This window comes from Actinomyces ruminis, assembly GCF_002154335.2.
Taxonomy (GTDB): Bacteria; Actinomycetota; Actinomycetes; order Actinomycetales; family Actinomycetaceae; genus Actinomyces; species Actinomyces ruminis.
This window is the reverse complement of sequence record NZ_MTPX02000047.1, coordinates 1-11,889: the sequence shown is the minus strand read 5'-3', so window position 1 is coordinate 11,889 and position 11,889 is coordinate 1. Positions and strand designations below refer to the sequence as shown.

Annotated in this window: 9 protein-coding genes and 1 pseudogene; 7 read left to right on the top strand and 3 right to left on the bottom strand. The window is 71.9% G+C overall.

Annotation, left to right across the window (positions count from 1 at the left end):
- The coding region (locus BW737_RS09840) for an SbcC/MukB-like Walker B domain-containing protein (RefSeq protein WP_276567345.1) at positions 1-2,178 on the top strand (2,178 nt) is incomplete at its 5' end.
- Between the two features lie 57 nt (positions 2,179-2,235).
- Here the strand turns inward: BW737_RS09840 and BW737_RS09835 are convergent.
- Entirely contained in the window at positions 2,236-2,691 is a 456-nt protein-coding gene (locus tag BW737_RS09835; RefSeq protein ID WP_257210701.1) for a DUF6912 family protein, read from the bottom strand.
- Between the two features lie 195 nt (positions 2,692-2,886).
- Between BW737_RS09835 and BW737_RS09830 the strand changes: the two genes are divergently transcribed.
- Positions 2,887-3,411: a Fis family transcriptional regulator gene (locus BW737_RS09830; protein WP_086616003.1), complete on the top strand. Its 525-nt coding sequence runs from the start codon at positions 2,887-2,889 to the stop codon at positions 3,409-3,411.
- Between the two features lie 83 nt (positions 3,412-3,494).
- Here BW737_RS09830 and BW737_RS09825 read toward each other — a convergent pair whose 3' ends face one another.
- Entirely contained in the window at positions 3,495-3,728 is a 234-nt protein-coding gene (locus tag BW737_RS09825) for a helix-turn-helix domain-containing protein (RefSeq protein ID WP_086616004.1), read from the bottom strand.
- 112 nt (positions 3,729-3,840) lie between these two features.
- Between BW737_RS09825 and BW737_RS09820 the strand changes: the two genes are divergently transcribed.
- The 4 genes from BW737_RS09820 (at position 3,841) to BW737_RS18380 (ending at position 8,137) form a co-directional block, all read left to right on the top strand.
- On the top strand, positions 3,841-4,515 hold the full coding sequence (locus BW737_RS09820; protein ID WP_086616005.1) for a hypothetical protein: 675 nt from the start codon (positions 3,841-3,843) through the stop codon (positions 4,513-4,515).
- On the top strand, positions 4,515-6,245 hold the full coding sequence (locus tag BW737_RS09815; protein ID WP_086616006.1) for a CpaE/TadZ family protein: 1,731 nt from the start codon (positions 4,515-4,517) through the stop codon (positions 6,243-6,245). Before BW737_RS09820 ends, BW737_RS09815 begins: the two co-directional genes overlap by 1 nt.
- A 330-nt stretch (positions 6,246-6,575) precedes the next feature.
- The gene (locus BW737_RS09810; protein ID WP_086616007.1) at positions 6,576-7,382 is read left to right on the top strand and encodes a hypothetical protein; all 807 of its coding nucleotides are present in this window, start codon (positions 6,576-6,578) and stop codon (positions 7,380-7,382) included.
- Positions 7,383-7,465: 83 nt separating this feature from the next.
- Entirely contained in the window at positions 7,466-8,137 is a 672-nt protein-coding gene (locus tag BW737_RS18380) for an Rv3235 family protein (RefSeq protein WP_257210700.1), read from the top strand.
- 1 nt (position 8,138) lies between these two features.
- Here BW737_RS18380 and secA read toward each other — a convergent pair.
- Positions 8,139-11,031, bottom strand: a pseudogene (gene secA / locus BW737_RS19150) (preprotein translocase subunit SecA).
- 288 nt (positions 11,032-11,319) lie between these two features.
- Here secA and BW737_RS09795 point away from each other — a divergent pair.
- Entirely contained in the window at positions 11,320-11,805 is a 486-nt protein-coding gene (locus BW737_RS09795) for a ComF family protein (RefSeq protein WP_143233366.1), read from the top strand.
- Positions 11,806-11,889 lie beyond the last annotated feature (84 nt).

Below are 11,889 nucleotides of genomic sequence, written 5' to 3'. Positions count from 1 at the left end.
CTAACGCGGGCACAGGAGGCCGCACGCGCCGCCGACGCCGCCCACGGCCGGGCCGCGCAGGCACTCGCCGATGACGCCCCCGATGCCCCCGACGTCGATCCCGGCAGTGCCCTCGCGTTAGCCGGCGCCGAGGCGGGCCCGGCCCGAGCGGCCCTGGACGGGCTCGCCGCGCTGCTCTCGGCCGAGCCCGCCCTCGCGACCTCCCCCAACGCGCACCATGACGTTTCCTCCCCCAAGGCCGAACCCGCACTCGCGGCCGTAGCCGCGGCCGCTGCAGCGTTAACCGAGCACGGTCAGAGCCTGCGCACGCGCGCCGGGGCGCTCAGCGCCGTCGTCGAGGTGGAGGCGGGCCTGCCGACTCGCGAGCAGGAGACGCAAGCAACACGGGAGCAGCTGGCGGCCACCGCCGCGGAGGTGGAGCGCGCCGCCGCACAGTTGGCCGAGCGCCCCGGGTTGCAAACCGAGTTGTCCGAGCGCCTGACCGCCGCCCGGGAGGCGCAGGCCGGGCTGGCGCAGGCGCGCGTAACGCGGGACGCCTGCCAGGAGCGTCTGCAGGCCGCCCAGCGGGCCGCCGCCCTGGAACCGCGCATCGCCGCCGCCCGCGACGCCGTGCAGCAGGCCGCCGCTGAGGCTCTGACCGCGGCGGGCCTGGTTGCGCAGCGGCGCAACGACTGGATCACCGCCACCGCCGGCTCACTGGCCGCCGAACTCGTCGACGGGCAGCCCTGCCCCCTGTGCGGGTCGACCGAGCACCCCTCCCCCGCCGCGCCCGGGGCCTCTGCGATCTCCCGCACCCAGGTGGAGGATGCAGAGGCGGCGCAGCAGCAGGCGGACGCGGCCCTGACCTCCTGCACCCGGGAACACGACACCCTGGTTGCCGAGCAGGCCGCCGCGCGTGCGATCGCCGGAGAAGGTTCCGTGGACGTCCTCACCCAATCACTGGAGGCCGCCAGGGCCCGTCTCCAGGCCGCCGAGCAGACTGCCGCGCCGTTGGCACAGCTGGAGGCCGAGCTCGCAGAGTTCGCCGAGGTCACCGACCGGCTGCGCGAAGACCTTGATCGGCGTCGCAGCCGCCTGGCAGAGGACCGCGCCCGTCTGGAGACGCAGTCCGCCGCCCTCGCCCAGGATCGGGAGCGCTGTCGCGACGCCCGCGGCGAGTACGAGTCCGTCGCCGCGCGCATGCGTTCCCTGGCCGATGCCGCCGATGCCGCAGCCGACCTGGCCACCCGGCTCACCACGGCCGAGGCCGCGACTCGCACCGCCGTGCAGGAACGCAGGGAACTGGCCGATATGGTGGCGCAGGCGGGGTTTGCCTCCGCCGCACAGGCCGCGGCAGCCGCCCTGCCCAGTTCCGATCTGGCGGCCTTGGAGGCGCGGGTCAACGAGAGGGCGGCGCGGCGCGAGCGGGTCCGGCAGGCACTAACCGAGGACGAGACGATCGCCTCCCTCACGGGAGAGGAGACTGCCGACGTCGACGGCGCCCGGGAACGCCTGACCGCGGCCGAATCCAACTACGAGGCGGCTATGCAAGCGCGGGAGCAGGCCCGCGCATTCCTGGCGCGGGTTCGAGATGCGGCGGCCGGGCTCGCCGACGCCGCCAATGCGCTCACCGCCGCCATAGAGGATTCCGCCACCCTGCTGGAGGTCGCCGCCCTAGCCGCCGGCAGCAACGACGCCGCGACCCCGCTATCCACCTGGGTGCTGCTAGAGCGTTTCAACGACGTGCTTGCCTTCGCCAACGACCGCCTGGACCAGATGTCTGCGGGCCGCTACGCGCTCGTACGGGTCGACGACGAGGCCGGTTCCGCCCGCCGCAGGGACCGCGGACTCGGGCTCGGGGTGGTGGATCGGTTCTCCGACTCGGATGTGCGCGACCCCAAGACGCTGTCGGGCGGGGAGACCTTCTACGTGTCCCTGTCGCTGGCGCTCGCCCTGGCGGACGTGGTCACGGCCGAGTCCGGCGGGGTGACCATGGAAACGCTGTTCATCGACGAGGGCTTCGGCTCCCTGGATCCCGAAACGCTGCAGGCTGTGCTGGCCGAGCTCGGGCGTCTGCAGGCGGGTGGGCGCACGGTCGGGATCGTCTCCCACGTGGAGGAGCTGCGCCGGCAGGTGGCAGACCGCATTGAGGTCACCCGCTCGCCAACCGGTTCCACGCTGCGCACCATCGCCTCCTGACAGGGCTGCCGCGTGCTCGCCCCTGACTGGGTGATTGATGCCGGTCTCGCCGCGTGATTAGTGCCGGTCTCGCGAGGACTCGGCCAGTTCCTGGGCGAGTGCGGCGCGTTCAGACACGTCGTACCACAGCAGGTCCGCGTCGGCGGCACGCTCGAAGGCGGCCTCGTCACCGGTGCGCGCAGCGCGCACGTCGGGCTCGGCGTCCGCCTCATCCACCAGTAGGGCCGCGACCGCCTCCCACTCCACCGGCACAGTCACCTCAACCGTTCCCGGCAGAACGTCGCCTCCCGCCGGCGCCTCCCGCACCTGCTCCGCCTCGACGTCGGCAGCGATCACCACCCGGCGGTCGGCCAGGTCCTCGGCTCCGGGTACTGCCAACAGCATCACGGAGGAATCGGCGGCACACAGGCTTGCGGATACCTCCAGGCCCTCCTGATCCTCCTCGGGGAACACCGCGGCCAGCGCGGACGTGGCGGCGTGGGCGGTGCGGGGGCTGATCGAGGCCGCGGACAAGTCGCGGCGGTGGCTGGCAGATAGACACGCATGGGGCAAGTGTGCCCCGAAACCGCGTCGCACGCGCGCTCGCCGCCACGCGCATGCCGCATCCCGATCCCGCCACCGCGCGCATCGGGCCAACCGGTTCGCGTACGGGTCTACCGCGACTAAGGTCCCCTTGGTGCGGCGCGGCCGATGTGGTGGGCTGTCGGTATGAACTGGGACAGCTTGCTGGCCGACCTGGAAAGCCGCTTCGACGCCCAGCGGCGCACCAACATTGCCGCCGAAGCCGCCGACCTCGCGGAGGCGGAAGTCGCCTCCCTGCACCTGGCCGACCGGCTGCGCGGCGCCGTCGGCCGCACCGTGCACCTGCGCACGCGCGGCGGGGCCGCCGTCGACGGCGTGGTAAGACGCGCGGAGGATGCCTTCGTACTGCTGGATGAAGGCGAGAGGATTCAGTCGCTCGTGCCGCTCGAGGCGGTCGCGTTGGTCTCGCCCCTGCCCGGTCCCGCACCGACACGCAACGAGCACCGCCGCCCCACCCTCCAGAGCGCTCTGCGGGAGCTCGCCCGTGCGGGCACGCGCGTGCGCGTGATCTGTGCTTCGGAGGAGGTCACCGGCCGGCTCGCCCGGGTGGGCGCCGACTACATCGATGTTGCCCGCGACCCGGTATCCGGGCACGCGCCCGGGGCGGTCACCATTGCGCTGGCGGTGATTGACGTGGTGCGCAGCCGGTAGCAGCGCCGGCTAGCCACGACCGTAGGCGTTGTTTGCGCCGCTCTCGGGATGTCATCGGCCCCGGCCTCGGGATTTGGGCGAGGCTAGGCGTCCACGGATCGGGACGTCTTGGCGGACCCGGAGGCCACCATCTGGCGGGTCGCGGCCAGCTGCCGCTCCACATACTCATCGAAGGCGCTCTCCGGCACCCGCCACAGGTGGCGGGCCCCCACCTGGATTGCAGGCAGCTCCCCGGACTGGATCAGGGCGCGCACCCCCTGAGCGGACAGTTGCAGGTGCTCGGCTACTTCGGCGATGGTCAGAAACTTATCTGGCATGGCACTATGTTCTCATTATCTTGCCGCGTACGCCATAGTCGAACATACTTGTGAATAACCAACGATGCTCTTAGAGCACCCAAGGGCCACGCTCATGATCAAGGAGGATCCCATGAGCTCAGCGCAGCGAAGCGCACCTCGCTTCCTCAATACTCGCCCCGCGCGTCCGGCGCCGGGTCGGCTACGCCGCCCCACCTGGAAGGACCCGCGGCTCGCAGGCGGACTGGTGCTGATCGGTGCCGCCGTGGCCCTGGGCGCCTGGGCCGTAAACGCCGCCGCGGACACCGAACCGATCTATGTCCTCACGCAGGACGTCGCCCCCGGTGCCGACTTGAACGCCGACGGAGTGCTCGCACTGGTTGATTCCCATCCCGGCACCACCGCCTACGTCACCGCGGGCGATCTGCCCGCCGACGCCGTCGCCACCCGCTCACTCCAAGCCGGCGAATTGCTGCCGTCCGGGGCGGTTGGGGCGGCCGGCGACGTCGACCTGCGTTCCGTGGTGCTCGATGTCGCCTCCAGTCTGCCCGCGGGCACCGGCGCCGGCGACGTCGTCGACCTGTGGGCCCTGCCCACCGCCCCGGTCGCCGGGCAGGACGCCGGTTCCGCCGAGATCGTCGCCCAGGGGCTGATGGTCTCCTCCGTCGGGGAGGTCGGCTCCTCGATCGTCGGCGGCACCAGCGTGCAAGTCGAGGTGCTTGTACCCCAAGACGCGGTCGCCGACGTGCTGACCGCCATCGGCGCCAACGGCTCCCTCGTGCTCGTCCCCACCGGCCAGGGGCAGTAATGATGGCCACCGGACACGACGAGCCGACGGCGCCGGGGCCGCGTGGCGTCATGCTGGCATTGAGCGACGACGCCGACATCCTGCGCACCATCGACGCGCCGGGCTCGGGGATGCAGGTGGTGCGCCGCTGCGCGGACACGGCCGAATTGCTCAGCGTCGCCCTGGCCGGGCTCGGAACACTTGCCGTCATCGGCACGGACTTTGACGAGCTCGACCGCAGCGTGCTGGACCGGCTGAATCGTGCCGGGGTAACCGGTCTGCTGCTGGCACCGGATGCCGACCGCGAGCGCTGGGAGAGTACCGGCTGGCCGGTGGAGTCCACCGCCGCCTCCGCCACCGTCGTGTGCGCCCGCCTGCAGTCGATCGCCCGTAGCCGGGTCTCCTCGCCGGGCCCGCGTTCGGCCGCGCCTGCGATCTCAACCACGGTCACGCCGGCGACGCCCGCCTCGCCGCCTGCGGACGCAGCGGCGGCCGACCTGTGGGACGAATTCGACGCAGCAACTCCACCCGCATCGCCGCCGAGCTTCTCACCGCGCCGGGACATCATGGGTCCGGCCGGCACGCCCGAGATCGCTCACACCGAGGGCGCCGCTGTCGGAGCAGCCGGAGATGCCGAGCGCGGCAGGCTGGTGGTGGTGTGGGGCCCACACGGCGCGCCGGGACGCTCCACCGTGGCCGCCGCCCTGGCCAGCGGGCTCGCCGGCGACACCATCCTGGTGGACGCGGACATCGAGGCCCCCAGCCTGACCCAACTGCTCGGCCTGCCCGAGGACTCCTCCGCCCTGGCCACGGCGGCACGGCTGGCCGCACGCGGCCGCCTGGACGCGGAGACGCTGGATCGTATTCTCGTCCCGATCAGCGAGGGCCGACGGCTGCTGACCGGCCTGGGTCGCCCCGGGCGCTGGCGAGAGCTGCCGCCGGCGGCGATGCCGGAGGTGTGGGAGCGGTGTCGACATGCGGTCTCCTGGACGGTGGTGGATGTTGCCGGAGGCCAGGTCGACGATGCCGTGGACGACTTCACCCTGGAGCCGGGGCGCGGCGCCGTATCGGCGGACCTGCTGCGCAGCGCGGACGTGGTGGTGATCGTCGGAGCCGGCGACCCGATCGGGGTGCGCCGACTGCTGCAGCTCATGGATGATCTCGACGGTGACATGCGGCCGACCGGGCGTGTCGAGGTAGTGGTCAACCGCGTGCGCGCCTCCGCCGCGGGCCCATCCCCGCAACGGGCGGTACGGGAGGCGCTGGCACGCTTCGGCGGCCTGGAGGAGGTCATCGTGCTGCCCGAGGACGCCCAGACGGCTGACCGCTGCCTGATGGAGGGGCGCAGCGTGCTTGAGGCCGCGCCAGGCTCACCGTTGGGGCGGGCGCTAGCCGAACTGGTGGACCGCGTGGACCCGAACTCAGGCACCTCGGCCCGGGCAGACCGCGCCGCCCGTGGCGCTCGGCTGCAGTGCCTGGTTTCCCGGCTGCGGACGCATCGACGGCCAAAAGCCGCCAACGATCCCACTGCCACGGCGAGGCCGAGTGCCGCGCCGGCGGGTGCAGCCAGCAGCCCCGCTGTAGGCGCAGCCACGCCCGCACCGCCACCCCCGCCACAGGCAGGTCTCGGCGCCACCCCGGAGTCCAACGCGGTCCACTCCGCAATCGCGGCCGTGAACGCCCAGGCCTCAATGCCGCAACCCGCGGCAGACAACTCCGCGCGCCGTCGCTCCGGCCGCCACCGGGCCTGACCGGGCGGCCTTCCTCCAGCCCGTCTTCCCCGGTTTCGACCCCGATCCCCGGTTTGGACCGCGTAAGTCCATTTGGACCGCTATCCCCGGTTTGGACCGCCGTTGTGTGCCACATGGGCGGTCCAAACAGACGTAAGGGGTCCAAACCGACGCAGGCGGTCCAAACCGGGCACAGCCGCCCAACGTCAACACACTTCTAACATCTGCTTGACACACGTACACCCATGCGTCATGATCTAACATCATCAAACATGATCAACGGCGACGGGATGACACATGGCTACATCAACGTGGATGGAACCTCGCGAACCGGAAGCACGCCGACTCGCTGTGCGCGACAGCGTCCGCCTGGCCGGCCTCGGCTTGGCCTGCGCCGCGATCATGCCGGTGCTGCTAAGTGCGACACTCGGCAGTGTCCGCACTCTGTTCGCTTTACCGCCGGCCTGGTGGGGCGCCAACCAGCTGTCAGCAGCGATCACCGCACTGGGCTGCGCCGCCGGCACGGTAGGCGCACTGTGGCACCTGGTGTCCGCCGCCGTCGCCCTCGTCATCCTGTACCGCTCCACCCGGTCGGGCGTGATCACGGAGTTCCAGGAACCCAATGCCGGGGCGGCGGTCCGGCTGCTGCGCCGCTGGGGCGCTCCCCTGGTGCGGCGGCTAGCCGGCGGCGTTCTCGTCGTCGGCGTCACCGCGAGCCCGGCGCTGGCCGCCACCGACTCCATGCCGGATACCGACGACCTCGGCTGGCGGCCCACCGCGAGCGCCCCGGCGCGGCCCAGCGAAACTGAGTCACTCGAGCCGGAGGCCGTCGAAGCGGCGGCCGCCACCGCACCCGCCACCCAGACCGCGGTGCGCATCCCCCTGCTGCCCGCTGCCGAGTCCCCGGGCGCGCAGCTGAGCACCCCACATCGCGCAGCGGGGGCAGCCGTCGCGAGCGAGTCCCCCGCCATGACCGGCACCACAGACACCACCACGCACCGCGTCGCCGTCGGCGAGTCCCTGTGGTCGATCACGGCCGGGTCGCTCGGGCCCGACGCCGCCACGGCCGACATCGCCGCCGCCTGGCCCCGGCTTTATCAAGCCAACCTCGAAGTGATCGGCGCGACCCCGGGCTCATCCACCCCGGAGCGCTTCTGACCGTTCCCACCCTCACCGACCGCCCGTGAGCGGCCCGCACTTCCCAATGCTCATCGGAACCGCCTCGCTTCAGGAGAACCACCATGACAGTCCTGACCGCCCCCACCGCAGTGCCCCGCACCACCCCAACCACGGCGCCGGACTCGGGCCGTCTTACCGAGCGGCAACCCACGCACCATTCCAAGCCGACGCCGCAGCCGCGCCGGCTCCAGGTGCGGCGCCTGCCCGCCACCGCGGCCGGCGGCACAGTGACACGTCGCCCCGGCCCGGACGAAACCGGGCAGACCCGCGGTTGGGATCGGATGGCCTTCCGTCCCGCTCTGCAGGAGGGCAGCCGACGCGCCGCCGGACCGGGGGCCGCAGCCGCGGCAGCGATCCCACCGGGCAGCGTCCTCGGGTCAAACGCCGCTGGTGCCGACACCGGCACCCCCATGCCGGACCCGGCACACTTCGCGGCCGTCGTCGTCACCGCCGCCGCAGAGGTACTGTCCGGTCACCGCAGCGCCGACCACCTCGCCCGCTGGACCACCCCGGAGTTGTTCGCGGCCCTCGCCCGCCGGGCGGGTCTGGCCCGAAGACTGCTTGGGCGAGCTCCCACCCGCATGCGCCCCCGCTCGGTGCACGCCCAGCGGCCCGAACACGGCACCTGCGAAGTGACGATCCTGCTCGACGACGGCGCCCGCGTACGGGCGGCGGCGGCCCGCCTGGAGGCCTTCCGGGGCCGGTGGCTGCTGGCCGCCCTGGAGATCGCCTGAACTACTTGCGGCGCTTCTTGGCGGCCGCACGCCGCTGCTTGCGGTTGCCCGCCGGAGCCGAGGCGGCCTGGTTCGCGCCGGCAGCGGCGCCTGCGCCGGTAGGGCCAGCAGCAGCGCGCACCGGTTTCGCCGACGTCCGCACCGAGGGGGCGGGGGTGGCCGTGGCAGTACCGTCCTCACTGGGGGCGGTGTAGGTGATGCGCTGGTTCATGGGCTCCTGACCGGTCGTGCCCAGCACGGAGCCGCCCTCGGCCCGTTTGCTGGCGGTCCCCCGCTTGCGTGCGCCGGGCTTCGCGCCGCCTGCGGCGGACTCCGGCTCCGCGTCCTGCGCCTCCTGCTCGGCAGCGGCGCGGGCCGCCGCGGCGTCGAAGCGCGCAGCATTGGCGAAGACCTGTTCAACCGTCTCCTCGCGGATGCCCTCCATCATGGCCTTGAACATGTGCGCACCCTCGTTGGCGTACTCCACCAGCGGGTCGCGCTGGGCCATGGCGCGCAGGCCGATACCCTCCTTGAGGTAGTCCATCTCATACAGGTGCTCGCGCCAGTGCTTATCGACGACGGCAAGCAGCACTCGCCGCTCCAGGACGCGCATGGGCTCCTCGCCCAGCTGCGCGCGGGCGATGGGGTTCTCGTCCAGGCGCTTTTCGGCGTCCTCATAGGCGACTGCGGCGTCGTCGGTGAGTTCGGCCGTCAGCCGCTCGGAGGACAGCAGGTCACGGCCGCCGACCTCCTCGATCAGATCCTCCTGAGTTACGCTGACCGGGTAGACGTGGGCAAGGTCGTCCCACAGGGCGTCCAAATCCCACTCGTCGGGGCGCCCCTCCTGCGTGCGGGAGGCCACGATGGTACCGATGGTTTGGGCGCGGAAGTTCTCCAGTTGCGGCTCCAGGTCCTCCCCGTCCAGGACGCGCCTGCGCTCGGAGTAGACCTTCTCGCGCTGCTCGGTCATGACGTCGTCGTACTTCAGGACGTTCTTACGGATCTCGTAGTTGCGCGCTTCGACCTGCCGCTGCGCGGAGGCGATGGCACGGGTGACCATCTTCGACTCGATGGGCACATCGTCGGGATAGCGCCGGAGTTCATGATGCGCTGAGCGGCGCCGGAGGCGAACATGCGCATCAGGTCGTCCTCCATGGACAGGTAGAAGCGGGACTCACCCGGGTCTCCCTGGCGGCCGGAGCGGCCACGCAGCTGGTTGTCGATGCGGCGGGACTCGTGTCGTTCGGTGCCCAGCACGTACAGGCCACCGAGCTCCACCACCTCGTCGTGCTCCGCGGCGCAGGACTCTTGGGCGGCGGCGAGCGCCTTGGGCCAGGCCCGCTCGTACTCCTCGGCGTTCTCCTCCGGGTCCAGGCCCGCCTCCTTCAGGGCGGACACGGCGATGTACTCCGCGTTGCCGCCGAGCATGATGTCGGTGCCGCGGCCGGCCATGTTGGTGGCCACCGTGACCGCGCCCTTGCGCCCGGCCAGGGCGACGACGGCGGCCTCGCGGGCGTGCTGCTTGGCGTTGAGGACCTGGTGGGGGATGCCGCGCTCGGTCAGCAGCCGGGAGAGCCGTTCGGACTTCTCCACGCTGGTGGTGCCCACCAGGACGGGCTGGCCGACCTCGTGGCGTTCAGCGATGTCGTCAACGACGGCCGTCAGCTTCGCGGCCACGTTGGTGTAGACCAGGTCGGGCTGGTCCACGCGGATCATGGGCTTGTTGGTGGGGATGGGCACCACGCCGATGCCGTAGGTGCCGGCGAACTCGGCGGCCTCGGTCTCGGCGGTGCCGGTCATGCCGGCGCGCGAGCCTCCGGGTACAGGCGGAAGTAGTTCTGCAGGGTGATGGTGGCCAGGGTCTGGTTCTCGGCCTTGATGTCCACCCGCTCCTTGGCCTCGATGGCCTGGTGCATGCCCTCGTTGTAGCGGCGTCCGGGCAGGACGCGGCCGGTGTGCTCGTCGACGATGAGGACCTCGCCGTCGCGCACGATGTAGTCCTTGTCCAGGTGGAACAGCTCCTTGGCCTTGATGGCGTTGTTCAGGAAGCCGATCAGGGGGGTGTTCTCGGACTCGTAGAGGTTGTCGATGCCCAGGTAGTCCTCCACCCGCTCGATGCCGGGGGCGAGCACGCCGACGGTGCGCTTCTTCTCGTCGACCTCGTAGTCGCGGCCGGCGCGCAACCGCCCGGCGATCTTGGCGAACTCCTTGTACCACTTGTTGACGTCCCCGGTGGCGGGGCCGGAGATGATCAGCGGGGTGCGGGCCTCGTCGATGAGGATGGAGTCGACCTCGTCGACGATCACGAAGGCGTGCCCGCGCTGCACCAGGTCCTCTGGCCGCTGGGCCATGTTGTCGCGCAGGTAGTCGAAGCCGAACTCGTTGTTGGTGCCGTAGGTGATGTCGCAGGCGTACTGCTTGCGCCGCTCGGCGGGCCGCTGGGTGGCTAGCACGCAGCCGGTGGACAGCCCCAGGAAGCGGTGGACGCGGCCCATCAGGTCGGACTGGTACTCGGCCAGGTAGTCGTTGACGGTGACCACGTGGACGCCCTTACCGGTCAGCGCCCGCAGGTAGGAGGGCATGGTGGCCACCAGGGTCTTGCCCTCACCGGTCTTCATCTCCGCAATGTTGCCCTGGTGCAGGGCGGCACCGCCCATGATCTGCACATGGTAGGGGCGTTGGCCCAGCACGCGGTCGGCCGCCTCCACCACGGTGGCGAAGGCCTCGGGCAGCAGCTCGTCCAGGGTCTCCCCGTCGGCGTAGCGCTGCTTGAACTCCGCGGTCTGCTCGCGCAGCTCGGCGTCGGTGAAGTCCTGGTAGTCCTCCGCGAGCGCCTCGACCTGGGTGGCGAGGGCATCGAGCTTCTTGAGGGTTCGTCCCTCACCGATGCGAAGGATCCGGTCGACGATCGACACGCTGCTTTCTCCCCTGGTAGGTGGTGGGCTCCCGCCGCGGCCGTGAGCCCGGGCCGACGGGCCCCATGCCCGGGTGACCGAGCACGGACGCCGCCATGGTATGTCATCGGGCCGCCGTCGCTCCGGCGCATGCCCCGCTATCGCTGACCGCAAAGACCGTGGAACGGGCCCGGCTCCATTCGCCACCGGAGTCCACAGCCTCACTTCGCGACCGTCGGCCCCACCCGGATGTGGACAGTCCGGGCAGCGGCCTGGGCGGTGCCGCCGGGCGGACGCACACTGACAGACATGACGCGAGTGTTCTCCCGGCTGCTCACCGACGCGCTGCATGTGGGCCTGCCGGTCAACTGCGCCGGCTGCGGACGCTGGGACACGCCCCTGTGCGGGGACTGCGCGGCGCTGCTGGCCGCCCCGCCGCACCGGGTGGAGCACGTTGACGCCGCCGGGCAGGTGGACGTGTGGGCCCTGTCCACCTATACCGGGCCGGTGCGTCCCCTGGTGCTGGGTTGGAAGAACGGGGCGCGCGAGGACCTGGGGCCGGTTATGGCTGTGGCGGGCGAGCGGGCGGGCCACTGGCTGGCCGGTCAGTTGCGCCCCGAGGCGGTGTCGGCGGCCCAGGCCAGCGGGTGCCTGCTGGTCGTTCCGGCCCCTTCGGGCCTGGGGCGTCGGTTGCGCGGCCGCCTGGTGGCGGCGGACCTCGCCGACGCCGTGGCCCGGGGTCTGGCCGCCGGCTGGTCGGATGCAGCCCCGCCCCGAAGCGCCCGCTCCGGGTGAGCCCGGCGCCGGTGACGGTGGCGAGCGCAGACGTGCTGCGACGCCGGGCGGGTTCGGGCGGCGTGCACCAGGGCGGGCCGGTCG

Bases quoted from the DNA above. Each gene is read 5' to 3' on its own strand.
- BW737_RS09830 (WP_086616003.1), top strand. From the start codon at position 2,887: ATGAACTGGGACAGCTTGCTGGCCGACCTGGAAAGCCGCTTCGACGCC.
- BW737_RS09820 (WP_086616005.1), top strand. From the start codon at position 3,841: ATGAGCTCAGCGCAGCGAAGCGCACCTCGCTTCCTCAATACTCGCCCC.
- BW737_RS18380 (WP_257210700.1), top strand. From the start codon at position 7,466: ATGACAGTCCTGACCGCCCCCACCGCAGTGCCCCGCACCACCCCAACC.
- BW737_RS09825 (WP_086616004.1), bottom strand. From the start codon at position 3,728: ATGCCAGATAAGTTTCTGACCATCGCCGAAGTAGCCGAGCACCTGCAA.
- BW737_RS09815 (WP_086616006.1), top strand. From the start codon at position 4,515: ATGATGGCCACCGGACACGACGAGCCGACGGCGCCGGGGCCGCGTGGC.
- BW737_RS09795 (WP_143233366.1), top strand. From the start codon at position 11,320: ATGACGCGAGTGTTCTCCCGGCTGCTCACCGACGCGCTGCATGTGGGC.